The organism is Saccharibacillus sacchari DSM 19268 (assembly GCF_000585395.1).
Classification (GTDB): Bacteria; Bacillota; Bacilli; order Paenibacillales; family Paenibacillaceae; genus Saccharibacillus; species Saccharibacillus sacchari.
The window spans coordinates 188944-213247 of sequence record NZ_KK073875.1; the positions used below are offsets into that span (position 1 = coordinate 188944).

The 24304-nt window shown below is 54.2% G+C and carries 20 protein-coding genes; 5 read left to right on the forward strand and 15 right to left on the reverse strand.

Going from position 1 to position 24304, the window contains the following annotated elements:
- Window positions 1-17: 17 nt before the first annotated feature.
- The 7 genes from SACSAC_RS00845 to SACSAC_RS26650 form a co-directional block, all read right to left on the reverse strand.
- On the reverse strand, window positions 18-734 hold the full coding sequence (locus SACSAC_RS00845; RefSeq protein ID WP_037282516.1) for a YjjG family noncanonical pyrimidine nucleotidase: 717 nt from the start codon (window positions 732-734) through the stop codon (window positions 18-20).
- Entirely contained in the window at window positions 731-1444 is a 714-nt protein-coding gene (locus tag SACSAC_RS00850; RefSeq protein WP_037282518.1) for a uracil-DNA glycosylase, read from the reverse strand. The genes SACSAC_RS00845 and SACSAC_RS00850 overlap by 4 nt, the downstream gene beginning before the upstream one ends.
- A gap of 205 nt (window positions 1445-1649) precedes the next feature.
- Complete coding sequence (locus tag SACSAC_RS00855; protein ID WP_037282521.1) at window positions 1650-2504, reverse strand: VOC family protein; 855 nt, start codon at window positions 2502-2504, stop codon at window positions 1650-1652.
- 192 nt (window positions 2505-2696) lie between these two features.
- Window positions 2697-3656, reverse strand: coding sequence for an acetylxylan esterase (locus SACSAC_RS00860; protein WP_037282523.1), 960 nt, complete (start codon window positions 3654-3656; stop codon window positions 2697-2699).
- Window positions 3657-3683: 27 nt separating this feature from the next.
- Window positions 3684-4247 (reverse strand): O-acetyl-ADP-ribose deacetylase, encoded by a 564-nt coding sequence (locus SACSAC_RS00865; RefSeq protein WP_037282525.1) that lies wholly within the window; start codon window positions 4245-4247, stop codon window positions 3684-3686.
- A gap of 34 nt (window positions 4248-4281) precedes the next feature.
- Window positions 4282-4737 (reverse strand): DUF2500 domain-containing protein, encoded by a 456-nt coding sequence (locus tag SACSAC_RS00870; protein WP_051506759.1) that lies wholly within the window; start codon window positions 4735-4737, stop codon window positions 4282-4284.
- A gap of 150 nt (window positions 4738-4887) precedes the next feature.
- Window positions 4888-5712: a DsbA family protein gene (locus SACSAC_RS26650; protein ID WP_051506760.1), complete on the reverse strand. Its 825-nt coding sequence runs from the start codon at window positions 5710-5712 to the stop codon at window positions 4888-4890.
- A gap of 234 nt (window positions 5713-5946) precedes the next feature.
- On the opposite strand from SACSAC_RS26650, the gene fsa reads away from it, so the two are divergent.
- Complete coding sequence (fsa, locus tag SACSAC_RS00880) at window positions 5947-6630, forward strand: fructose-6-phosphate aldolase (protein WP_037282527.1); 684 nt, start codon at window positions 5947-5949, stop codon at window positions 6628-6630.
- Window positions 6631-6700: 70 nt separating this feature from the next.
- Here fsa and SACSAC_RS00885 read toward each other — a convergent pair whose 3' ends face one another.
- Window positions 6701-7945 carry a DUF418 domain-containing protein gene (locus tag SACSAC_RS00885; RefSeq protein WP_037282529.1) on the reverse strand — a complete coding sequence of 415 codons (1245 nt, stop codon included), beginning with the start codon at window positions 7943-7945 and terminating at the stop codon, window positions 6701-6703.
- A 179-nt stretch (window positions 7946-8124) separates the two neighbouring features.
- On the opposite strand from SACSAC_RS00885, the gene SACSAC_RS00890 reads away from it, so the two are divergent.
- From SACSAC_RS00890 to SACSAC_RS00900, 3 genes are all read left to right on the forward strand, one after another.
- Window positions 8125-8859 (forward strand): response regulator transcription factor, encoded by a 735-nt coding sequence (locus SACSAC_RS00890; RefSeq protein ID WP_037282532.1) that lies wholly within the window; start codon window positions 8125-8127, stop codon window positions 8857-8859.
- The gene (locus SACSAC_RS00895; RefSeq protein ID WP_051506761.1) at window positions 8856-10658 is read left to right on the forward strand and encodes a sensor histidine kinase; all 1803 of its coding nucleotides are present in this window, start codon (window positions 8856-8858) and stop codon (window positions 10656-10658) included. Before SACSAC_RS00890 ends, SACSAC_RS00895 begins: the two co-directional genes overlap by 4 nt.
- 213 nt (window positions 10659-10871) lie before the next feature.
- Window positions 10872-11324, forward strand: a complete 453-nt coding sequence (locus SACSAC_RS00900) for a MarR family winged helix-turn-helix transcriptional regulator (protein WP_037282534.1) — start codon at window positions 10872-10874, stop codon at window positions 11322-11324.
- Window positions 11325-11491: 167 nt separating this feature from the next.
- Here the strand turns inward: SACSAC_RS00900 and SACSAC_RS00905 are convergent, their stop codons facing one another.
- The 3 genes from SACSAC_RS00905 to yicI all read right to left on the reverse strand — a co-directional run bounded on the left by SACSAC_RS00905 (window position 11492) and on the right by yicI (window position 17864).
- Complete coding sequence (locus SACSAC_RS00905; protein WP_037282536.1) at window positions 11492-12220, reverse strand: MBL fold metallo-hydrolase; 729 nt, start codon at window positions 12218-12220, stop codon at window positions 11492-11494.
- Window positions 12221-12306: 86 nt separating this feature from the next.
- Window positions 12307-15390 (reverse strand): glycoside hydrolase family 3 C-terminal domain-containing protein, encoded by a 3084-nt coding sequence (locus SACSAC_RS00910; RefSeq protein ID WP_037282538.1) that lies wholly within the window; start codon window positions 15388-15390, stop codon window positions 12307-12309.
- Between the two features lie 158 nt (window positions 15391-15548).
- Window positions 15549-17864: an alpha-xylosidase gene (gene yicI / locus SACSAC_RS00915; RefSeq protein ID WP_037282540.1), complete on the reverse strand. Its 2316-nt coding sequence runs from the start codon at window positions 17862-17864 to the stop codon at window positions 15549-15551.
- 217 nt (window positions 17865-18081) lie between these two features.
- Between yicI and SACSAC_RS00920 the strand changes: the two genes are divergently transcribed.
- Entirely contained in the window at window positions 18082-18996 is a 915-nt protein-coding gene (locus SACSAC_RS00920) for a helix-turn-helix transcriptional regulator (protein WP_037282542.1), read from the forward strand.
- Between the two features lie 25 nt (window positions 18997-19021).
- Here the strand turns inward: SACSAC_RS00920 and SACSAC_RS00925 are convergent, their stop codons facing one another.
- From SACSAC_RS00925 to helD, 4 genes are all read right to left on the reverse strand, one after another.
- Window positions 19022-19870: a helix-turn-helix domain-containing protein gene (locus SACSAC_RS00925; protein WP_051506762.1), complete on the reverse strand. Its 849-nt coding sequence runs from the start codon at window positions 19868-19870 to the stop codon at window positions 19022-19024.
- A 24-nt stretch (window positions 19871-19894) separates the two neighbouring features.
- Entirely contained in the window at window positions 19895-20668 is a 774-nt protein-coding gene (locus tag SACSAC_RS00930; RefSeq protein WP_037282544.1) for a MerR family transcriptional regulator, read from the reverse strand.
- The gene (locus SACSAC_RS00935; protein WP_037282546.1) at window positions 20640-21569 is read right to left on the reverse strand and encodes a DUF2268 domain-containing putative Zn-dependent protease; all 930 of its coding nucleotides are present in this window, start codon (window positions 21567-21569) and stop codon (window positions 20640-20642) included. Before SACSAC_RS00935 ends, SACSAC_RS00930 begins: the two co-directional genes overlap by 29 nt.
- 180 nt (window positions 21570-21749) lie before the next feature.
- Window positions 21750-24110, reverse strand: a complete 2361-nt coding sequence (helD, locus tag SACSAC_RS00940) for an RNA polymerase recycling motor HelD (RefSeq protein WP_037282548.1) — start codon at window positions 24108-24110, stop codon at window positions 21750-21752.
- Window positions 24111-24304 lie beyond the last annotated feature (194 nt).

The window sequence follows — 24304 nt, forward strand, 5'->3', positions numbered from 1 at the left end:
CTCCGTCTTTTCATTTTTTACACTTTGCTTGCCGTTTCCGTCTCGCTTCCAGCCAACGCCAATAAATCGGTCAGCTTCGCAATCTCGTAAGTCGGTACGATGCCGCTCGTATTCTCCAGTCCTCCCGGATTGTACCAGCAGGTATCGATGCCGTAGTCATGCCCGCCCCGAATATCCGAAGACAGCGAATCGCCGACGATCAGCACCTGCGATTTGTCTTCGCATCCGATTTTGCGCATCGCGTAATCGAAAATTTCCGGTGCCGGTTTGGCCGAGCCTACATCGTCGGAAACGATAATATGCTCAAAACGGTCTTTCAGCTCCGAACCGGCAATACGCGAGAACTGCACGTCGCCGATCCCGTTGGTGATGATCGATAGATGCAGCTTCGACTTCAGCGCATCGCAGACCGCAAGAGCATCGGGCGTCAGGAATGATCCGGCCGCAAAATGACGCAAATAGGTCGCTCCGAATGCTTCAGGGTCGCTTTCAATAGCCAATTGCGTGAATAATCGGCGGAAACGTTCGCTGCGAAGCTGGGTTTGCGTCACTTTGTTTTGTTCATAATCGAGCCAAAGCGCCCGGTTAATGGTCGTATAACTATTGAAGCACAGATCGAAATCCAAGCCGAAGCCCGACTCCGTTAACGATGCGGTAAAAGCTTCACGCTCGCAGCGTTGGAAGTCGAGCAAAGTATCGTCCGCATCGAACAAAATATATTGATAATTTTTCATGTTGTTGTTTCCCCTTCTTCCTTCAACCCTTCCGGCGATTCAGGCAGACACCAATTGATCTCCGACAATCCTTTTTCGCGTAAAAAGGCATTGGTTCGAGAAAACGGGCGGCTGCCGAAAAATCCACGATCCGCCGAACGCGGACTCGGATGCGCCGATTTGAGGATCAGATGGCGCGTGCCGTCAATAAACGAACCTTTTTCCTGCGCGCTGCGTCCCCACAAAATGAACACGACCGGCGTTTCACATTCATTAATCGCCGCGATCGCCGCATCCGTGAACGCTTCCCAGCCCATTCCCTGATGCGAAGCGGCCGCGCCCCTTCGCACGGTCAGCACATTGTTGAGCAGCAACACGCCCTGCTTGGCCCAATGCTCCAGAAATCCGTGACGCACCGGCTGGCATCCCAAATCGTCCTGAAGCTCGCGATAAATATTGTCCAATGAAGGCGGAACCTGGATGCCCGGCTGTACCGAGAAGCTTAATCCATGTGCCTGATTCGGCCCGTGGTACGGATCTTGTCCCAAAATGACGACACGCGTATCCGCGAAAGAAGTCAGATGGAAGGCGCTGAATATCCGATACATATCCGGGTAGACGGTACGCGAACGATACTCGTCAGCCAGCTTGCGCCGCAGTTCCAAATAATAAGGTTTCTGCATTTCAGGGTGCAGAATATCTGCCCAGTCATTTTCAAAAATCGGTTTCATTGCTCGAAAAATCCTTTCCGGGAAAGATTTTGCCCACTTTAAAACCGTCTCATACCCCTTCTTTATTGTCAAAGACTTTTGCCCTAAAATCAAATAACCCAAAATCAAAACAAAAAGCTTCTCTACCCTGATCCTTTGACCGCGTTCGATTGCTATACGGTCAAGATACTCAGGCATAAAGAAGCTTCGAATATTCAAATTTGAGTTAAGCCGAAACCAGCACCGCGCGGTTCCCGAAAGGATCAAGCGCGGACTGGCCTTCCGGCGTATCCGCAACTTCGATTCCGGCGTTGCGAAGCGCCGCAACGGCCTGATCGCGTTCGCTTACGTTCGGGTATACGATCGTAAAGTATTTCAAACCGACGGCATTGGCGGGAGCAGCCGGAGCGCCTACGCCGGCCCAGGTATTCAAGCCCATATGATGGTGATAGCCGCCTGCCGATACGAACAAAGCCGCATTGCCGAAGTGCAGCACCACGTCAAAACCGAGTCCGTCTACATAAAACTTGCGCGCATCCGGCAAATTGCCGACATGCAGATGGACGTGGCCGATGATTGTGCCCGAAGGCAGACCGTTCCATGCGCCCGCAAGTTTCAGCAGCGATTCCACATCAACCGGATCGGTCGCCATGACATACTCGCCTTTGGCGTCCTTCTGCCACTCCGAACGCGGACGGTCTGCATAAATTTCAATGCCGTTGCCGTCCGGGTCATTTAGATAAAAGGCTTCGCTGACGAGGTGATCTCCCTGTCCGATACTCATGCCGGTTTCGGCCAAATGACGCAATGTTGTACCCAGCGCCGTGCGGTTAGGCAGCAGAATCGCGAAATGGTACAGACCCGTTACCGATTGAGGCCGCATGATCTGTGCTTGCGGTACTTCTTCGATTCCGAGCAGCACCTCATTGCCGTCCACGCCGAATTCTGCTGTTTTTTCCGTCTGAGCCAACAGTTTGAGTCCGATCACTTCACTGTAAAAACGTACAGAACGCTCGATTTGACTCACTTTCAGTTGAACCCGTCCCATATGGGCTTCCGGATGAATACGATAGTTACTCATGTAATTAGCCTCCATTTTGTTCACCTATATCATTATTTGTTTTTCTTGAGTAATATTTTATACTCTCATCATAATACACAAGGTTACAAAAGTAAAGTATGTGACTTAAAGAAAATTAAATACTTTTACATAAAAAGAAGCTTCCGAATACTAACGCCAAACGCGCAGTTTCAGAAGCTTCTCGATATAAGATTACGCCAATCCTGCTTGCCGAGCCAAAAACTCCATCGCCAAACGATTTTGCCCGTCCGATACCCAATGACCGTCGAACGGATACACCCGCATTTCCTTTTCCGACATGATTCGGTTATAAGCGGCGTAGACCGTTTCCGGCATGCAGCAAGGATCTTTAAGGCCGCAAGATACCATGATCGGAATCTGGATGCGCGGCGCCAAATTCAAATTATCGAAATAACTGAGCGTTTTCAACACCGTATCCAAATGTTCGGGATGTCGACTTACAAACTCTGCCGCTTCAGATAATGAGCTGTTCGAATTCAGAATGCCGAAGTCCATATGGCACATATTGGGGATGTGGGCCACCGCCGCTTTGGGTACGTCGCTCAGCGCCGGCACGATCATGGCAAGACCGCCTCCCTGACTGCCGCCGATGACGAAAATCCGCTCGGCGTCGGTTTCCGGTTGCTCGGCCGCCCACTCCGCCGCGCGAATCGCATCCACCGTGATCGCCCGATAATAAGCCGTCTCCCGCTGCAAAATGCCCGGCGTGACCCAGCCCCGGATCGCGCCGTAAGACTGCGCCTGCCGATTGCCCGTATCTCCGCCCTGCCCGCGAACGTCCACCGACAGCACGGCGAAACCCATCAGAATATAATGCGCGAAATGCTCCGGCATTCCTTTGCTGCCCGTATAACCGTGATAATGCACGATACACGGAAACTTCGTTCCTTGCTCGGCTTTCGGCGTCAAATACCAGGCATGCAGCGGCGTATCGTCTGCGCCTTCGTAGGTGGTCATGTAGACGTCCATGCCGCTCATCGGAGTCTGGACGGGTTCTCTTTTCCCGTTCAACGGTTTCTCTGCATATTCGGCTAACGTGTTACTCCAAAATTCTTCGAGATCACTTTCCGCCGTCTGGGACGGGTTGTAGCGCTCCAGATCCTGAATTCGCGCTTTAATCGCATGAGTCATTGTAATTCGGGTTCTCCTTTTGCCGATTTACCGATCTTTTTTCTCTAAAAGCTGCCGGTAAAGTCGTTCGTTTTCTTCATCGTAGCAGACGAAAGCCACCTCTTCCAGAAACGTTTCGCCGGACTCGGCAGAATGCGCTTGAATGACTTCTTTTACAGCCGTCACAGCAATTTCCGCCGCTTCTTTTTTCGGATACCCGTAGATGCCCGTCGAGATGTTCGGAAAAGAAACGCGCCGTGCCGAGACGTCTACGGCTGCTTGAATCGAGTTCGCGTAGCAGCGCTTCAGCAGCTCCGCCTCGCCTTTGTTCCCGTTTTGATACACAGGTCCTACGGTGTGCACGACGAATTTCGCGGGCAGCTTGCCTGCCGTCGTCACGACCGCCTCCCCCGTATCGCAGCCGCCTTGGCGATCGCGGATCTTGCGGCACTCTTCCAATATTGCAGGCCCGCCCGCGCGGTGAATCGCTCCGTCGACCCCTCCTCCGCCGAGCAACGACGAGTTGGCCGCGTTGACGATCGCATCGGTGGCGTATTCGGTGATGTCGCCGCGGATTACTTTGATCGTGACCTCGTTAATTTTCGTTTGCATCAGTCGATTCTCTCCTTTATTAAGCTCCGGTTGATCATGCACGCTCAAATTTCTCGAACTTCGTCCCCATAAAGGTCAACATACCCGAATCGCCTTCAGCCGTAACGCCGTAATGCTCGCCTTCTACCTGGAATTCCTTGCGCTCGCCGTTCTCCAATTCAAACGCAAGGTGGTAAACCGTCCGAACCCTCGATTCTCCGCCGCCCCTCATTTCTTCGCGCTTGCCGAATACGCGTGCGGGCACGGTCAAAATACCTGCCGCTTCATTACTGCGTTTTTCCTTGGCTGACTTGATTATTACAGAGCCGATGCCGAATACAAACGTTAAAGTAATCAAGCCCATAATCAAAATAAACGGAATCACGAACCAAAGCGGCGCCCCGTCAAAAAAGCCGCTGATGCGTTCCATGATTCCGGGTTCATGCGAAGTCGTCTCATATACAATGTTTCCGTTAACATCTTGTCTGAATTCTCCATCCGGCCAACCCATTCCGATCATCCTTTCTGTCTTTGCGATCCTTTTATAAGAACGCTCTACTTGCCCATATCGTTTGTTTTAAAAAAAGCACCCTGCGGCAGCGTACCGGAATTTCCGGCCATCGTCTGTCGAGGGTGCTTATGCATGAGGCGTCAAATGGATTTAGCTTGCTTTTGCTGCTTCGATCGCGGCTTCCACGTTTTCGAGCGTCGGATTTTCGACCTTTGTTCCATTTACGAAAATGGAAGGCGTACCCGTGATTTTGCTATCGTCCCCGGCTTTGACGTCCGCATCGACCGCTGCCTGGTACGTTTTATTTTTCAGATCATTCGTGAATTTCTCGATATCGGCATCCGGCACGTTTTCTTTGACCAGGTTGACGATGTAGTCTTCGGTAATCCAGCTCTCGCGAACCTTGCTTGTGTCCTGATTCGCATAGACAGCTTTGTTGTATGCCCAGAAGTATTCCGGATTTTGTTCGTACAACGCTTGTGCGCCCAGCGCCAGCAGCATGGAATCGTCTGCGAGGAACGGATAATCCGCGAATTGGAACGAAGCTTCATTGGTATCGAGATACTTCGTTTGCAGTTCCGGCAGTACGGTCTCCGTCCAGATTTTGCAATCCGGGCACTTGTAATCGCCGAATTCGACGATTTGCACGTTCGAATCCGGGTTGCCGAGCGTCGGTTGATTGGAAGCGTCATAGCTGGTCAAGATCACGGGTTCCGCGGAAGAAGTCGTTTGGTTTTCTCCTACCTTCGTCAGCACGAAGATCAGTACCGCCAACACGACGATCAAGCCAACAAAGCCCAATGCGATGATGCCCAAGTTGCTCTTTTTACGCTTCGAACCCGACGTCCACTGGGAAGCGGCCGTATTTTGATTTTGCGGTCTCGGCGTGCCTTGCGGTCTTGCGGCTCCCCCCGTGTTTTTCTTCGCACCCTGCGGCTTGCCGTTTTTCGGCGCCGGCTTTTTGTTTTTACTCATCCCTTTTCCCCTTATCCTCAAGTTTGTCCGTTTCTTACGTAACGACAGAGTGCCGCCAGCGTACAGAGTCGACTATTTGTAATTATATCGAGTTTTAAGGGTTCGATTCAAGCTTCCAAGCATAGTTCCGAGAAAATTGTGTCAAAATCGTTTGAAAAGGTGAAAGTAATAGATGCGGGGTTTTTCGCGGAAACAACACGAAAACTTCCTAATTTTTTTCGAGGAGGAATCGACGTGAAATTTTTCTTGGATACCGGCAATCTGGATGAAATCAAACGGATCGTGCGTTTGGGCTTGGTGGACGGAGTGACGACGAACCCTTCGCTGATTGCGAAAGAAGGGCGCCAATTTCAGGATGTAATCAAGGAAATCACGGCGATCGTTCCCGGTCCTGTCAGCGCCGAGGTCGTATCGCTGAAGGGCGACGAAATGATCGCGGAAGCGCTGGAAATCGCGCAATGGGCACCGAACGTCGTCATTAAGCTCCCGATGACGGAAGAAGGCCTGTATGCATGCAGCCAGCTCAGCAAAAAAGGCATCCGGACCAACGTGACGCTGATCTTCTCCGCGGCGCAAGGACTCATGGCAGCCAAAGCGGGCGCGACCTATATCAGCCCCTTCATCGGACGCCTCGACGACATCGGCGTGGACGGCATGGAGCTGATCTCGGATCTTCGCACCATTCTCGACACGTACGATCTCAAATCCGAAATCATCGCAGCCAGCATCCGCCATATCGGCCATGTCCAGCAAGCCGCGTTGGCAGGCGCGCATATCGCGACCATTCCGGGTTCGATCCTGCCGAAGCTGTGGGCGCATCCGCTGACGGACAAAGGCATCGACCAATTCCTCAAAGACTGGGAAAGCGTCCCTAAAGCCGCCGACTCCGTCAAAGAAAAAGCCGATACGAAAGCCTGATTTTCGCACGGCCGGCTTGTTTCCTTATAACAAAAGCCCGCTCTTCCCGAGCGGGCTTTTTGACATTCCGTCAGGCACGAATCCGTTCGGAAAGTTCGGCGTTCTCCGGCGCTTCGACGCGCACCGGCTTCCTCGGCTGCCCTTTCCGGGACAGATACGTCCAGACGCGCAGCGCTTTCTCGACCGGGCCGTTGCGGAATTTGTTCAAGTACAACGGGCTGAGCCACAGCTGCGCCGCATATACGGCCAGCACGATCAGCGTTCCGACCGCGACTCCGGCGCGTCCGAACAATCCCAATCCGTACCCGTAGAAGATCGTGGTGCATATGACGCTTTGCATCAGATAATTCGTGAGCGACAAGCGTCCGACCGCCTCGAATCGCTTCAAAATCGCGAAGCGGCGGCGGCTTGCGTAAAGCAGCGCAAACGCGTAAATGTAACCCAGCGCCAGCAGCGATCCGCCCAGCGTATCACCGATCCCGACCCCCGGCAGTCCGCTTGCGCCGAACTGCGGCGCGAGTACGGAGAACGATTTGGTGAGCAAGCCGACCGAAACGAAAACGGCGGCTCGGCGCGCGTACGTCCGCCGCATGGCGACGGGGTCGTCGAACGTACCGACCTTCGCCGCCCTCATCCCCAGCAGGAACATGGGCGCGATCATCAGCGGCGCGAGCAGGACGGCGAACGCCATGATCCATGTCTCGCCCATTCCGAACGGATCGGCGTTATTGCGGAAATCCTTGATTTCCTCATAGGTTCCGCTCCCGTACACGTCGCGGCTTTGCATGACGTACGTTCGCGTATGCTCCGAGTCCCCGAACTCCGTCATGTCGGCATCGGAAGGAAAAGCACCCAGAATGCCCATGATTCCCAGCAGCAGCGTCGCCCAGACAAGCAGCGTTTTCGGTTTGCGGTTCAGGAACAGCAGAAGGAAAAATCCGGTCGCCCCGTAAAAAGTCAAAATATCCCCTTCCCACAAAAATAGCGAGTGCAGCAAACCAAAAACAAACAATAGCAAAAAGCGGCGTGCCAGATGGCATTTCGGCCGAAGTTCGCGCGATTTCAGACTGTCGGACAACTTCACCATGCCGAATCCGAACATGAAGGCGAAAATCGGCATGAAGCTTCCGACGACCGCGATGAACAGGAACGAATGGAACGCGAGATCCGCTCCCGCGATCCCGAACAACTCAGGCATGGTTTCCCCGAACAGGCCGTATTGGAAAATCAGCATGTTCGCCACGATGATTCCGGACAGGCTGAATCCTCTCAAACCGTCAATCAAATGAATCCTTTTACTTTTCGTCAACTCCATCACCTCTGCACTAAGCTTAACGTCCCGCGTTGAATAGACGCTAAAGCGTATCTTAACGTTTGCTTAACGCGGCGAAAAAAGATCCCCGTTGCTTTAACGCGGGTTAAGATTTGTCTGGTACACTGAAAAAACCGGGTCGAACCCAATCGATCCGGATGATCGTCAGGAGGAATACGTTTATGCACCAGCCAGCCAAAATTTTGATCGTGGACGACGAAAAAGCTATCGTGCAGATGATCGAGATGGTCCTGCGCAAAGAAGGCTTCGAACATATCCATACCGCGGGCACGGCCGCCGAAGGCATGCGGCTGCTCGGCGAATACGGCGCGGACGTCATTTTGCTCGACGTCATGCTGCCGGATCGGACCGGCTTCGAGCTGGGACCGCAGATTCGCGCAATGTCGGATGCCCATCTGATTTATTTGACCGCCCGCACGACCGATCTGGACCGCCTCACCGGCTTCGCCGTCGGCGGCGACGATTACGTGATCAAACCTTTCAATCCGCTCGAGATCGCGGCGCGGATCAAAGCCAGGCTGCGACGGGGAAACGCCGAACCGTCTTCTTCCGCTCCGGCCGCAGCGCCCGCCGATTCCAGGCAGCGCTACGATTTTGGCGGCTTCGTGCTGGACGAACGGGCCGGAGAGCTGCGCGTCGGCGGCGATCCCGTTCCTTGCCCCGCACAGGCCTATCAGCTGCTGCTGTTTTTGTGCCGAAATCCGAATATCGTTTTTTCCAAATCGCAGCTGTACGAATCGGTCTGGGGTTTCGACGGAGCGAGCGACGACAATACGGTCATGGTCCATATTCGCAAAATCCGCGAGCGGATCGAAGCCGATCCGGGTGCGCCCAAGCATCTGCTGACCGTTCGCGGGCTCGGTTATAAGCTGGTCAAAGGTCAGGCTTCGCCATGAAAAAAAACATGAACCTCAAAGCCGGGCGGATCGCCCGAAGGCTCGGGCTGCATTTTACGCTGCAATTTTTCGCGATCTGGATTTCGGTGCTGGTTACCGTATTCGTATCCATGTTCGTCCTGCTTTATTTCATGGGCAAAGATCAACTGCAAAGCGATTCGCCTTCCAAAATCCTGGATTCGCTGTCGTTGGAGACGATGGTGGACGGGGGAGGCGCGCAGTTGTCCGCGTTATGGGACAAGCAGCTGGAGAATATGGGCTATTGGCTTCAGATCGTGAACGAAGACGGCAAAACGATCTATGCGGCGAACGTGCCGGACGACGTGCCCGACCGCTATTCGGCCATCCAATTGCTTCGAATCGCTGATTCGCTAAGGCTGGGCGATTACCAAGTCGCCACGCTTTACGAAGAATTCGACGGCTACAACAGCTTGTACATGCTCGGCCGCAAAGATGTCGAAGGCGAACAACTGAAGCAATGGTTCGACCTTTATTCCCGAAACGGGCGGATCGGGGATAAAGCTTCTTCGGCGCTCCTGGACGCCGAAGCCAAAGGTTCGGGCGCGTCCCTTCGCGTGCTGGACCCGGACGGCCAGGTCATCCAAAGCGTCGGGCTTCGCGGCGATACGGAAGGCTACGGGGGTCTTGATCTCGTCAAGCATCGTTACGACGCGGCCTTCAGGATTTCGTCGTACGACGATCCGGCTACGGGATACACCTGGCTGCTGGAGTCGCCCCGTTCCGGTATTGCTTCGCCCGAACAGCCGATGCTGCGCACGATTCTGACCGTCTCCGCGATCGTCGGCGGCGCGATTCTGCTGCTGGCGCTCGCCCTTGCCGCCTGGCACGGTTATCGCTACGGCGGACCGCTCCTGCTATTCATGCGCGGCTTCGAGCGCATGGGCCGCGGCGAATACGACCGGGTGTTCACGGAAAAAGAGCAGCGCAAAATTTTCCGCAAAAACGGACGCTTCCGCACCCGCTACAAACTGTACAGCGAAGTAATCGCCGGCTTCTCCGACATGGCGGCCCGCCTGGAGCAAGCGCGCAGCGAACGCCTGAAGCTGGAACGTTCGCGCGAGGAATGGATGGCCGGCATCTCGCATGACTTGCGCACGCCCCTGTCGGCCGTCCAAGGGTACGGACATCTGCTCGAAAGCGGCCAATTCCGCTGGAGCGAGGCCGAACTGCGCGATATGGGCACGACCGTTCGCGAAAAAAGCGATTACATGCTTGAGCTGCTTCAGGATTTTTCGCTAACCTTTGAATTGAAAAACCATACGCCCGGCGAAAATTTGGAGCCGCTCGAACTGAACGAGTTCGTGCGCCGGGCGGTACTGCGTTACGTGAACGACGCCACGCTCACGGACGTCGCGTTCGATTTCGAAGAAAGCCGCGGCCGGATCGCGATCATGGCGAACGCCAAATGGTTTCAGCGGCTGCTCGACAACCTGATCTCCAACGCGGTCAAGCATAACGGGCCGGGCACGACCGTATTGATCGGCGTGACGTCCGAGAACGGAAACGCGCTCGTGAACGTGCGCGACGACGGCGTCGGCATGGACGAACACACGAAATCCCGTTTGTTCGACCGTTACTTCCGCGGAACGAACACTGAAGAAAGCATAGACGGATCGGGACTGGGCATGAGCATCGCCTACGCGATCGTCGCCGCGCACCGGGGTACGATCAATGTCGAGGCGGAGCCCGGAGCAGGCACGTCGATCACGCTGAGTTTTCCCGAGACCGACGACGCGTTTCCTCAGGCTTCGACCTCAACCGAAACGCTGAACCGGTAACGGCGCGACGCCCGACGAACCGAAACGCAGCCTGCGAAAAGTTCCTTTTCGCGCAAGGGCTTTTCCGTTTTTTCCGAATCTGCTTCGTTTGGTTGATCGTACATTTGACACCGCTTTCCGAAGTTCGTATACTTGCGTGAGCAAGCACCAAAGCCAGAATAAGCAGGTCGAACCGCGGGCGCGGAATTCGGCCGCGCAAGAGGGGGATTAGCCTTGTATCAGCCGCAAGATTCGATCGGTTTTCAACTGGGCGTCATTTATCGAAAAGTCAGCAACCGTCTCGCCGCCAACCTTAAAGATTACGACCTGACGCCCGAGCAATGGTCCGTCATGTGCTGCATCTGCTTCAAGGAAGGCATGAACCAAAAAGAAATCGCCGAGCGCACGGTCAAAGATCAGCCGACCGTGACCCGCATTCTCAATGTCCTGCATCGCAAAGGACTGATCATGCGCAGCAGCGACCGGGCGGACCGACGCGCTTACCTGATCTATCCGACCGAAAAAGGCCGTCAGGTCACCGAAGAGACGTCCGTGATCGAGCGGCACCACAACGCCGCCATGATCGAAGATTTTTCGCCGGAACAACTGGAACTGCTGGCGGAAGCTTTCCGCAAAATCGAACGCAATGCCGAGCGGTACGGCGACGGCCCCGCAATCGAGACCTGAATATCGCTAATCCGGACAGCCGCGAAAGGCTCTGCGCTGCCAAGCGTTTCGGCAAGTCTGCGCGGTTCGAACATTCTCCAAAAAAACCTCCTTTTCGTACGGCAAGCCGCGAAAAGGAGGTTTTTTTAGCATGCGAATCGCCATGCGCGCAAGTTCTCGGAGAAAAGTTATCGTGCCTTGGCTTTGGCATCTTTCCGCGCTTTAAGCTTGGCTTCCAACTCGCGCGCACGCAGGATCTCCGCCTCCATATCGTCAAGCTTCCCTGCGGGTCGATACACCGTAGATCCATGGCAGACCTCGATTCGTTCCGGATCAAGTTCCCGCACGATAGCGAAAGCGCTGCGCATTGCCAATTCCGGGTCCGGCGTAAAGCGGGGCTGAATCAACTTGCCGCGCTTGCCGTTAAACAAATCCCCTGCCAGCAGCACGTTCTCCCCTTGATGAAAATACACGACATGTCCCGGAGAATGTCCGGGCGTCCAATACGGTGTCAGCGACCCGTGAGCGGCCAGCTCCTTGCTTTTCCCTTGAACAAACGGAAGAGGCTGTAAAATCCCTTTTTCCACATGAACATGAGCTTTATCTTTGCCCGGATAAGCCTTTTCTCCTTCGGCATAAGGAATCTCTGTCGCGTGCATATAGACCGGCACATCATGGACTCGCAAAATATTTTGAAGTCCGCCGACATGGTCGGAATGTCCGTGCGTCAGCAGAATTTGCTTCAGCGGGCCTGCATCCATTCTTTCAATAGCTTTCAAAATCCCCTTGGTCATAAAGGACATCCCCGTATCGACCAGCGTAACTCCGTCTTGTTCCGCCACGATCCATACTTGGATCGGAAGCCCTACCCAGACGCCTACGCTTCGGATCGATTCCGTAATCGACTTAACCCCCATGCTCAATCGCTCCGTTCTGTTGATTATAAATAAGCCGCCCCTTGACCATAAGGGGCGGCTCCAAAGCTGTCAAGCTGACGCTTGGATCAGGAACGAAGCGGAACCAGAGTCAGTTCGCTTAAACGGATCGGCCCATGCAGCGTGATATGCAGCAGTGCCGGAGTCTCGGAGTGAGCCACTTGCTTAAGAAGCTGGGTGTCCAGCGTATGCCAAGCTTTGACTCTGGAAGCGGCTACTTCTTCGCTCCCAAGCAACTCCCCCTCTGATCCATGGAGGCGCAACTCGATACGCCCTACCGACTCTCCGCTTCGTACCCGCAACTTCCAACCCGAAATTCCCTGCGACACATCAACATTTCGGAAAATCAACTCGCCCGGTATATCAGCGTGAACGGGAGCCGCCGCTGTTGCTCCGCGTTCGCCTTCATCCAGCAGCACCTGCTCGTAATCGTCAAAGTTTTCGCCGCGAGTTGTCTGGTATAGATCGCGCGGCGGAACAAGTTCTCCGACGACGGTCACAGCCGTTTGCGTACGAATATCCGATGACGATGAACCGATCAGCAGCGTATAGACGCCGGATTCGACGCAGAACCGGTCTCGGGACACATCCCAGAATGCCAGCTCTTCCACGGGCAACTCGAAAGCGACCGTCACGTTTTGTCCCGCCGGAACCCGGATACGTTCAAACCCTTTGAGCTGCTTCAATGGACGTTTGACCGAAGAAGCTTCAGCCCGAACATACAATTGCGGAACTTCTTCGCTGTCGACGCTGCCCGTATTCGTCAGTTCGAACGTCACGCGAATCGTATCTTCAGCCGCTACAGCCTCTTGTTCAAGAATCGGCGTTCCATACTCGAAGCTGCTGTAAGTCAATCCATGTCCGAACGGATACAGCACGTCGCCTTCGAAATATTGGTAAGTCTGACCTCTTTTGATGATATCGTAGTCGATCATAGGCGCCAGATCCTGTTCAGACTGATACCAGGTCATGCTCAGACGGCCAGACGGAGCAACCTCTCCGAACAAGATATCGGCCAGTGCCGAGCCCATCTCTTGCCCGCCGTGCGCGTTATACAGAATAGCGGGAACCAGGTCCGCAATTTCGCCAAGAACGAACGGATAACTGCCGACAATCACGACAACCGTATTGGGATTGGCTGCATGCACGGCGCGAATTAAGGCTTCCTGACTCGGCGGCAACGACAGCGAAGGACGGTCAATCTCTTCCTTGCCGTTAATATACGGGCTGTTGCCTACGCAGACGATCGCGACATCGCTCAGACGCGCCGCTTCGGCCGCTTGGGCGATTCCGTCTTGTATAGTCTCCAGTCGCAGCGGGGCAGCGGCATCTTCGCCCTCCGTGATCAAAGCTCGAAGCGTACGATCGTTTTCTCCGGCTAAAAGAGTTTCCGATTCTATAGGTGTATCCGTAGCGGATACTCCCTTCGATGAACTCCAACCGATCGGGGCTCCATTCCGCTGACGCAGCGTGATCTCGCCGTCCAAGCCTTCTTCAAGATCGAACAGTTCTTTGACGAACCATCCTCCGATATGTTCGGCCGAAGCTCCGATTGGCTGATCATCCTGCGCGCTGACAAATCGACCGTTGGCATGAGCGCGGAGCCTATGCTGCCCCCAGCCCCAGCGGTTCAATTCAAGCAAAGAAACATCGGATGAAGCATCGGATTCTTCGGATTGCACACTGAGAACACCTGTCTCATCACTGCGTACTCGAAGCACTTTCCCGTCATTGGCGTCAACCAAGCGCACCGTATCGCTGCCTTCCACATATCGAACGACTCCCGTCTGCTCTGCTGCATGGTTACTCGTCAGTCCGGCGGCTGTCTGCTCGCGCAGCGCCATCCAGCGGGCCGGCTCATCCACGGCTGCAATCGCATCATTTGCTTCCTGTACGGTTGCTGCTTCCCGGGAACGTCGAGAGAGTTCACCAGCCGAATCGTGCTCGTTCACTTCTCCACTCAGCTTCGTTACGATACCGTCCAAAATCGATACGCGATACGGCAACGTGCCGCTATACCAGTCCGCCCAGACCGCATCTGCGGTCGGTCCCACAACGGCCACACTCTTCGTCTCCGCACGGCGCAACGGCAGAATGCCGTCGTTCTTCAGCAGCACAACCGATTGCTCTGCCGCACGCTTGGCAAGTTCGGCATGTTCCGCAGCGCACAATACGGATTCCGGAATCTGCGCATACGGATTGTTTTCTTGCGGGTCGAATTGCCCCAACCGGAAGCGCACACGGAAAATATTGACCAGTGCACGATCCACGTCCGCTTCGACGATCAGGCGCCGTTCCAGCGCTTCGCGTGCCGCGGGAATCACCAGTTCCACGTCGTCGGTGAGACAGTCGACGCCCGCAAGCAACGCCCCTGCTACCGATTCGGCATGCGATTCATGATACTTGTGGAAATTGACCGTCTGCGACAAATCACCGCCGTCGCAGACGATAAAGCCATCCATTTTCCATTCGTCTTTGACGAACTTTTGCACATAAGGGCTTTCGATCGCCGGTGTCCCGTTAATCGAGTTGTAGGCGGTCATCATCGATAACGCGCCGCCTTCTTCGAACGGGATACGGAACGCTTCCAAGTAATACTCCCGCATATTGCGCGGCGTTACGCTGGACGAACCGTCCAGACGTCCCACTTCGTTATTGTTGGCGAAGAAGTGCTTCAGCGTCGCCACCATTTTCAAATAAAATTCATGCTCGCCCTGCATCCCTCGCGCCAGATTAGCCGTGAGTTTACCCGTCAAATGCGGATCTTCCCCGTAAGCTTCTTCCGTGCGCCCCCACAGCGGGTTCTTCTCCATATCGACCGTGGGCGCCCACAGTGTCAACCCATGCTTCTCCGGCGCGCTATGATGATAAGCCCGCGCTTCGTCTCCAATGACCGAACCGATCTCGCGCAGCAGCTCCTTGTTCCACGTGGACGATAAGCTCATCGGCTGCGGGAATACGGTAGCGACGCCTTTCCATGCCACGCCGTGCGCAGCCTCGCCTCCGACATTATAAGCAGGGATGCCCAGACGTTCTACCGCTACTTGACGCGTCGGAAGCAACGACAATTTCTCTTCAAGCGTCAGTCGGGCAACCAAGTCGCGAATCCGATCCTCCGGCGGCTGTTCGATATCCAAAAACAATTCCGTCATTTTCGTTCCTCCTTATGAATAAAGCGCTCTCATATTTCTGACCCGAAAACATGCCCGATCCTGCAAACGTTGCTGCCGAATGCAAATTTTCTTCCATACGCAAGCAGGGGTAAAGCTTCTCCCGTCAGGAAGAAACTCTACCCCTTATCCGTGTTCTTTTACAGCTTAACGGTTGCGCTGCCGCCTGTGAGCGTCAGCACGATTCCTTGCTCGCCCGCTTCTTGCGAAGCGCCTTCCGCGCCTGCCGCCGACGTGATGCCGCGCAGTACGATTTTCACGTTTTGACCGCCGGACACGTTGACTTTGATCTCGCCGCCGCTGCGTACAGCGGAAGCTTCGACCACTTGCTTCGCATCCAGACCGATCACGTTCGCCGAAGCCGTTTGTCCGTCTTCAAGCTCGAACAGGTGCAGCGTTACGCCTTCCGCGTAATCGTAATCCGGTTTGTCGTCTTGAGCGCCGACCGCAAGCAGCGTGTTCGCTCTTACGAAGACCGGCAGGCTCATGAAGTCGTAGTTTTCGCTGTACCAGCGTCCGCCTTCTTTCACTTGGCCGTCCAGCAGACCTGTCCACTTGCCGGCTGGCAGGTAGTACGTCACGTCGCCTTGCTCGTTGAAGATCGGAGCGACGAGGATCGAATCGCCGAACATATATTGCAGATCCAATGGTGCGCATGTCGGATCTTCCGGGAACTCCAGGAACATCGGACGCATCATCGGAATGCCGCGTTCCGCCGATTCCGCAGCCTGGTTGAACAGGTACGGCATGAGCGAGTTTTTGAGCTTGGTAAACTTGCGCAGTACGTCCACCGCTTCTTCGTCGAACAGCCAAGGCACGCGGTACGAGTCGCTGCCGTGCAGACGGCTGTGCGAAGACAGCAGGCCGAATTGCACCCAACGCTTGTAAACGTCAGCCGGAGCCGTTTGCTCGAAACCGGAGATATCGTGCGACCAGAAGCTGAAGCCGGATACGCCGAGCGACAAGCCGCCGCGCAAGCTTTCCGCCATCGACTCGTAAGTCGACGAGCAGTCGCCGCCCCAGTGAACCGGGAATTGTTGACCGCCGACCGTTGCCGAACGGGCGAACAGCGCCGCTTCATTTTTGCCGAGTTTGTTTTCCAGCACTTCGAAGACCGCTTTGTTGTATTGGAACGTGTAATAGTTGTGCATTTTCACCGGATCGGAACCGTCGAAGTAGACCACGTCTTCCACCGGGATTCTTTCGCCGAAGTCCGTCTTGAAGCAGTCTACGCCTTGGTCGACCAGCTCTTCAAGCTTGCTTTGGTACCATTTCACCGCAGCCGGGTTCGTGAAGTCGACGATGCCCATGCCCGCTTGCCACATATCCCACTGCCAGACGCTTCCGTCTTTGCGTTTGAGCAGGTAGCCGTTTTCCATGCCTTCTTCGAACAGCACGGATTTTTCCGCGATGTAAGGGTTGATCCAGACGCAGATTTTCAGGCCTTTGTCTTTCAGGCGCTTGAGCAGGCCCGCAGGATCAGGGAAGACGTCTTTATCCCATTCGAAGTCGGTCCACTGGTATTCTTTCATCCAGAAGCAGTCGAAGTGGAATACGGACAGCGGCAGATCGCGTTCGCTCATGCCGTCGACGAAGTGGTTAACCGTTTCTTCGTCGTAGTTCGTCGTGAACGAAGTCGTCAGCCACAGGCCGAATGTCCATGCCGGCGGAAGCGCTGGCTTGCCTGTGAGCTTGGTGAAGTTGTCGAGCACGTCTTTCGGAGTCTCGCCGCCGATGATGAAGTATTCCAGCGTTTCGCCTTCGACGCTGAATTGTACTTTCGACACGTTTTCCGAAGCGACTTCGAACGATACTTTTTCCGGGTGGTTCACGAATACGCCGTACCCTTTATTGGAAAGGTAGAACGGGATGTTTTTGTACGACTGCTCGCTGCTCGTGCCGCCGTCTTCGTTCCAGATATCGACCGTTTGGCCGTTTTTCACGAACGGAGTGAAGCGCTCGCCCAAGCCGTATACGTATTCGCCGATGCCCAGATCCAGCTGCTCGCGGAAGTACGTTTTGCCTTGCGCTTTGTTCTCGATATGCGCCGCGCGGCGGAACGCGCTGCCGGTCAGGCGGCGAGTGCCGTAGTGGAACTCGGACGCGAAGCCGGTGTTGCGGTCGATGCTGACTTTCAGCTCGCCGCTTTGCAGCGCCAGCAGATCGTCGTTATTGGTAATCTGCACGTTCGTTTCCGAGCCGTACAGTTCGAATTCCGGAGTTTGTTTCACGCCGCCGGCGTGACGGTTCAAGCGGACGCGAATCACGTTCGGCATCGGCGAGCTGTATGTCGCTTTCAGCAGCGTCGCGTTCAGCGTATCGCCCCGTTTTTCTACTTTTTTCGTTGCCGCGTATACCGTGAAGGAATCGTCCTTCTGTACAACGTCGCGAATATCAACCGGGTTTTGCAGATTGTATCCGTCGCGGACCATCCAATATCCATCAGTAAATTTCATTCGTAATAAGCCCCCTTGGCAGTTGTCGAATGCCTTCGGCGTCTTGTTCGATCGCCGTGACTACGTTTATAATGATATTGATCTTTAAACGAAATTTCTTCCGTTATTTTGATATAAATTATCAATATTTTGACCACAACCTTAAAAATCGCTCATTTATCGACCACTATTTGGAAACGATTTCATATTTGACGCCAAAAAGAAGGAGAAGCCTCTCATGAACCGTGCTTTATTGAAGGAAGAACGCATCCACGGCAACCCTATGTATCCGGTCAGCTCTTACGTGATGGAAGACCTCGATTACACCACCATTATGGACTCCCACTGGCACGAAGAAATGGAATTCACGATCGTTACGCGCGGCACCGTCAGCTTTCAGATCGGCACCGAATATCACGAAGTACGGACGGGCCAAGCCATGTTCGTTCACGGCGGCGAGCTGCATGCGGGCAGACGGATCGGCGATGAACCTTGCGCATTCTCGGCTGTCGTCTTCGACGGAGAATTTTTATCCAGCCGGGGTTACGACCATCTTCAGGAACAATTTATCGAACCTTTGCTGCAAAAAAAGGTCCGTCCTCCTTCCCATATCACCGGAGAGGAACCGTGGGAGCGCGAAATTTTGAATTTGATCGCCGCGATCATCGAAGACAACGAACGCTCCGTTCCCGCTTACCAATTAACGACCAAAGCCCGACTGTATCAGGTTTTCGCGCTGCTGCAAGGTCATATGCGGGAAAATGTTCCGACCGCAACCGGCGGCGATCTGGAAAAAATCGAACGTTTAAAAAAGGTACTCGGCTATATGCACAAACATTACGCCTCCCCGATCAAGCTTGTCGATTTGGCGGAACTACTGGGCATGAGCGAGGGGTACTTCTGCCGTTTTTTCAAAAGCATGGTCCATAAAACGCCTGTCGACTACCTCAACCGCTATCGCACGCAGCAAGCCTGCCGACTGCTCGAAACCAGCGGTCATAAAATCGTCGAGATCGCGATGGAGGTCGGATTCGACAATTTGAGTTATTTTATTTCCGTATTCAAACTGCATCAAGGATGCACGCCTTCGCAGTATCGCAAACGACTGGAAAGCGCCGCCTCTTCCGCTTCCGGATTCGTGCCGCACTTTTGAACATTTCCGCTGCAAAAACCGCCTCTCAATGCCGGGACATATGCCGCTTGCGATACTGCAACGGACTCATTCCGTAATAGTGCACGAACTGCCGGGTAAAATAATCAGGCGAATTGAAGCCGACGCTGAACGCGATCTCCGTAATCGGGCGCGGCGTATAACGCAGCAGTTTCTCCGCCTGCTTCAAGCGAAATCCGTTCAAAATAGCGATGATCGAATCTCCGACTTGTTCTTTGAACAAATGCGATAACCGGGAAGGCGACAGATGCACGAGGCGGGCCAAATCTTCAATCGCGAAGTTTTCCGAAAACTCATGCGCAAGAAGATCCAATACGATCTTGATCCGGGGGTCGAGGGTTCGCCGCTCCGCACGCAGACCGGCCAGCAGCAAAATAATCTCTTCCAACGCGTTCAGCATCAACTCTTCCCGAAAGTCTCCCGCCGCATCGAACCGGTAAGCGAGGATGCGGCGAAACGCTTTTTCCACGGCTTCCCGGCTGCGCGAATCCTCGATCCGTACCTGATCGATCGCTCCGTTACCGGAATCCGACGGCAGCCAATCCAACCAGGACGGCCGCGGCGTATAATGAGCCCAGATTTTTTCCCATACTTCGCCTTCGTTCGTAAAATAATAGTGCAGCGTACCCGGAGGAATCAGCGTTACCGTACCCGTCGAACAATGCAGCGCGCCCTCTTCCTCGGTTTGTACCGTTCCTTTGCCGGATAGCGTGTACATGATCAACCAGTCTTTGGTTCCTTCCGGACGGTAACAGACGTAATCGTCGGACACCCGGTAATGATCCGCGACCAGCACGCCCGGCAAATGCGTATAGGACCCGTCTGTCGGCACAACCCGGATATCCGCTTTTTTCAAGGCTTACTCTCTCCTTTCCCGATGCTACAACGACGAACTGTATGCCAAAATAGCTTGATGCAAAAAAGAAGCAAACTTCCCTTTTTCTCCTCCGAACGTATCGAAATAGGCCTGGAATCGATTGTCGCCCCGATAATTTTCCGCGATATGTATCAAAAGCTGCGGCGTAATCTCCGTATAGGCTGCAAGCTCGTCCGCCCATTCCTTGATCTTGAGTTGGATGTCCGGCGATTCGGGAGCATTTCGCATGAGGACAAAAAGTTCGGCAAACACGCCGTTCATCCGCTGTTCGACTTGTTGCAGCTGCATCTCGCGTTCACCCGGCGGTCGCTGCTCCAATTGCTGCATGCGCTGCTTATAAACGGCATAGGCTTGCGTATCTCCGTAAACCAGTTCCGCTTCGCGATCGTATTGCTCATGCAGCGGAAGACCCGGCATTTCCGGCGACCGGGGTCCGAAAATCGTTCCGGCTTCCAAATACCGGTCGAAGTCATGCAAGATACCTTCCAACCGACGCTTTTTATCTATGAGTTGTTCACGATGCTTGTGCAGGGCTTGTCGGCGTTCCGGCTCGGGAAGCTCCAATACGACCGCTATATCTTCAAGACGCAAGCCCGTTTCTTTTAAAAAAAGAATGATCTGGAGCCGCTCCAAATTGGCACGATCGTATAAGCGGTATCCATTCTCCTTCACCTTCGCAGGCTTTAGCAGACCGATTCGGTCGTAATGATGCAGCGTTCGCGCGGTCGTGCCCGTGATGTTCACAACCTCATGTACCGTCAACAACGCTTTCGGCATGCCAATAGTCCTCCGTGACCTTCAAAATTTCGTCTGCGCTTTTTAAAGTGGCCTGTTCGATACTTTCTCCGGTTTTGCGCAAATAATGCCGAATCAGATGATAGCCGCAGGCATAACCGGCTCCGTAAGGCAGACCGGCAGGGCTCATGCCTTGCAAAGCCGCGATCTCGTCCCCATAGAGACGCGGAGCGATATTGTGCCAACCCTGAAGGTTCAACGCAGGCTTCAGCATTGGTTTGATTACGCGATTCAGCGTCTGGGTATCCGTCTTGGACACCCAAGGTCCCAGCCATTTTTCACCGCAGCGCGAGACGGCAAAATTCTCGGCCAACCCTTCGCTTACGATCAGTTCGGCAAGCGTCACATTCATATCCCACTTGATAAATTGATACCGCACATTATGATTGCATTCATGCGCGAGAGCGGCCGTGATTCGCGGCAGCGTATAAGCGTTCGGCGTCAGCACCGTCAGGATATACCCCGGAATGCCGCCGTCTCCCGAATATCCTTGGTTGATTCGGAGCAGCTCGCTGTCCGGATTGCCGAGCAGAACCGTAAACACAACTTTCTGCACCGGAAGCGCTATTCCCTGCTGCCCGAAAGAAGAAAAGCTGTCGCTCACGACCTTTTCGCACGCTGCCCAAAATGCATCGGACGAAATCTCGTTCACCTGCGCCAGCGCCGATTCGTCGATCTCATTCGCAGGCAAATACATCAGATCGTTCAGCGTCAGTACGTCGAAGCCGCCGGGCGAGTCAGCGCGGAACGGAATTTGTTGAATCTCCCATTTGCCTTGAAACGGAGCCAGCATTTGTTCGCGGTAAGCTTCTCTTTTTTCCTCCTGCGGCAGTTGCATGATTCGGCGGTAAACCTTGTCGGAACGCAGCGTCGTAATCTTCATCGTGATCTCTCCTTTTTATCGTTTCGGAAATCATGTTAAAGGATGACGCAGCGTCAGAGTCAACATCAGACAGATCCATAACAGAGCGGTATGCAAAAAAAGGCTGTCCGGAAGTTTCCCGAACAACCTTTTAAAGCGATCCAATCCTTGCGATTTATTTTACTTATTCCATTCACAGATTCAACGAACTTCATATAACTCCGAATCCACACCCGTCACAAACGGACTAACTTCTCCTACCGCATACATGTGCAGCACGTGCATGGCCCGCGTACACGCAGTATAGAACAACTTCCGCTCGGATTCGCGCGAATACCGTTCTGCCGAAGCATTATGCAGCAGCACCGCGTCAAATTCGATTCCTTTTGCCAAGTAAGCCGGAACGATAACCGTCCCTTTTTCGAATGCCGGCGTGTTTTTCGTAATCAACCGCGTATTCAACCGATCTTTCAGCCGCTGATGCAGCTCGTTGCATTCGCTTTGCGTTTTGCAGATAATTGCCGTGTAATCAAGACCCTGCTCGCGCAGTTGTTCGATATCGGAAGCGATCGTCTCCTCCATCTCCGCAATGGAATCTTCGGCAAACCGGCGCAGCACCGGCTTTTCTCCGCTGCGGGTAAAGGCCAAAATATCTTCGCCTTCCGGCAGCATCGCTTTGGTGAATTCGGTAATCTCGCGCGTCGAACGATAGCTCCGCGTTAAACGCAACACGACACTTTCTTCGCGGCCGTACAGATTCAGGAGCGGATCGTAGTCGTCCAGCGCCGAATCGTGACCGTAGATCGCCTGATTCAGATCGCCGAGCGCCGTCATGCGGGCACGAGGAAACAGACGTTTGAGGAATTCGAGCTGGAACGGCGTGTAATCCTGCACTTCGTCGACGATGACGTGACGAATCGCCGTATTGGTGATAAAACCTTGCAGCAACTCCCGAAGCAGCAGCAGCGGCGTGGCGTCTTCGAACATCAGCTCCGACTTGGCGATCCGATCCTGCGTCTGGCGGGAAACTTCATGCCACATCGCCGGAAGCGGACGTCCGCCCGACAGCTTCATAAACAGGGTCTCATCTTTGTACAGACGGCGGTACATGCCCTTCACGTCGACGAAGCGTTGACGTTTGATCCATTTGCGAACCGGCTTCAGCCAATCGTTGACGATCATGCGCGCCGCTGCTTCGCGTTGTTGGTCGAAATCGTCGAAGGTGTCGGCAGCCCCTTTTTGCTTGCGGCGCATCAGGTTATACGCCCGATGCAGCGCGCTGGAGTCGAGCAGTTGAATCTGATCGTCCACCCACTCTTCGTCGCGCTGGCTTTTGCCGTATTCGCTGACTTCTTTGATCAACCACTTGCTCATCTGTTCGATCCGGCTCGGAATTTTGACGGTATGATCGAATTCATAGAACCGGCGGCGCATGTCTTCGGCAGACACGATCTCATGACCCTGGAAACGTATCGGGCGGAACATCATGTCCCGTTCCGACAAGTATTCACGGTAAGCCCGGATCACGTCCAGGTAATCCAGTGAGGATTTATAACGAATACCTGCTAACCGGGCTTCATACTCCCCGTCTTCCGCCACATCCCCGCGCAGCAAATATTCCAATTGGTCGAACGCGTCTTCCAAATCGAACTCGCGGCCGATCCGGCGCTCGAGATAAGATTGGAATGTCGTTTGCAGCATATTTTCCTCGCCAAGCTCCGGCAGTACGGTGGAGACATAGCTGTTGAACAGCGAGTTGGGCGAGAAAAGGACCAACTGATCGGCGCTGAGCGTATCCCGGTAACGGTACAGCAGATACGCCACGCGCTGAAGCGCCGCCGACGTTTTGCCGCTGCCTGCCGCACCCTGCACGACCAACAGCCGGCTTTGCTCGTTGCGAATGATCGCATTTTGCTCGCGCTGAATCGTGGATACGATGCTTTTCATTCTGTCATCCGCGCTTTGGCTCAGCACCTCTTGCAGCAGTTCGTCTCCGATTGTCATCCCCGTATCGAACATCACGCGGATTTTAGCATCTCGAATGACGTACTGCCGCTTCAATTCCATCTCGCCTTCGACGCTGCCGCCCGGCGTGCGATACGATATCGCGCCTGGCGATCCGTCGTAATACAGGCTGGAGATCGGCGCGCGCCAGTCGTAAATCAGGAAGTCTTGCTCGTTGTCGTCCAGCAGTGATGCAATGCCCAAATAGATCGGCTCGGCAGCGACTTCATCGGATTCGCGGAAGTCGATCCGGCCGAAATACGGCGAATGCTGCAACCTGCGCAGCTTACCCAGTTGGGAAAAAGCACGCTTGTGTCCAAACTCTCGCTCCGCCAATACCTGAGATTGCTGACGCATACTGGTCGAGGTTTCTCCCAAATCATCCGGCTCGGCAAAGTTCATCGTGACCTCGTCCCAGAATTCTTTGCGCAAACCGACGACGTCGCCGCGCATCTCGCCTACTTGGGCTTCCAGACCGCGAATACGACGTCCGATCTTGGTTGTTACGTCATCGACGCGCTCTTGCTCCCGTTTCCACTCAAGATCCGTAATTTCCATAACTTCGTCCCCCTTTTGACGATTGACCTTCCATATAAAAAAATTATAATTTATGGATAAAATGTTAATTATAAGTATTTTTTATCATGAACAGAATTTTATTGTACGCTTGAGCGCCGACGAAATCAACCGTTCGGAGACGGGATTTGCATAGGGAAAGGGAAGGAGCGCCGGACAACCGGTATTCCTTCCCT

Bases quoted from the DNA above. Each gene is read 5' to 3' on its own strand.
- SACSAC_RS00920 (WP_037282542.1), top strand. From the start codon at position 18,082: ATGAACCGTGCTTTATTGAAGGAAGAACGCATCCACGGCAACCCTATG.
- SACSAC_RS00850 (WP_037282518.1), bottom strand. From the start codon at position 1,444: ATGAAACCGATTTTTGAAAATGACTGGGCAGATATTCTGCACCCTGAA.
- SACSAC_RS00855 (WP_037282521.1), bottom strand. From the start codon at position 2,504: ATGAGTAACTATCGTATTCATCCGGAAGCCCATATGGGACGGGTTCAA.
- yicI (WP_037282540.1), bottom strand. From the start codon at position 17,864: ATGAAATTTACTGATGGATATTGGATGGTCCGCGACGGATACAATCTG.
- SACSAC_RS26650 (WP_051506760.1), bottom strand. From the start codon at position 5,712: ATGAGTAAAAACAAAAAGCCGGCGCCGAAAAACGGCAAGCCGCAGGGT.
- SACSAC_RS00860 (WP_037282523.1), bottom strand. From the start codon at position 3,656: ATGACTCATGCGATTAAAGCGCGAATTCAGGATCTGGAGCGCTACAAC.
- SACSAC_RS00870 (WP_051506759.1), bottom strand. From the start codon at position 4,737: ATGGGTTGGCCGGATGGAGAATTCAGACAAGATGTTAACGGAAACATT.
- SACSAC_RS00910 (WP_037282538.1), bottom strand. From the start codon at position 15,390: ATGACGGAATTGTTTTTGGATATCGAACAGCCGCCGGAGGATCGGATT.
- helD (WP_037282548.1), bottom strand. From the start codon at position 24,110: ATGGAAATTACGGATCTTGAGTGGAAACGGGAGCAAGAGCGCGTCGAT.
- SACSAC_RS00885 (WP_037282529.1), bottom strand. From the start codon at position 7,945: ATGGAGTTGACGAAAAGTAAAAGGATTCATTTGATTGACGGTTTGAGA.
- SACSAC_RS00895 (WP_051506761.1), top strand. From the start codon at position 8,856: ATGAAAAAAAACATGAACCTCAAAGCCGGGCGGATCGCCCGAAGGCTC.
- SACSAC_RS00905 (WP_037282536.1), bottom strand. From the start codon at position 12,220: ATGGGGGTTAAGTCGATTACGGAATCGATCCGAAGCGTAGGCGTCTGG.
- SACSAC_RS00930 (WP_037282544.1), bottom strand. From the start codon at position 20,668: ATGCCGAAAGCGTTGTTGACGGTACATGAGGTTGTGAACATCACGGGC.
- SACSAC_RS00845 (WP_037282516.1), bottom strand. From the start codon at position 734: ATGAAAAATTATCAATATATTTTGTTCGATGCGGACGATACTTTGCTC.
- SACSAC_RS00935 (WP_037282546.1), bottom strand. From the start codon at position 21,569: ATGAAGATTACGACGCTGCGTTCCGACAAGGTTTACCGCCGAATCATG.
- SACSAC_RS00890 (WP_037282532.1), top strand. From the start codon at position 8,125: ATGCACCAGCCAGCCAAAATTTTGATCGTGGACGACGAAAAAGCTATC.
- SACSAC_RS00865 (WP_037282525.1), bottom strand. From the start codon at position 4,247: ATGCAAACGAAAATTAACGAGGTCACGATCAAAGTAATCCGCGGCGAC.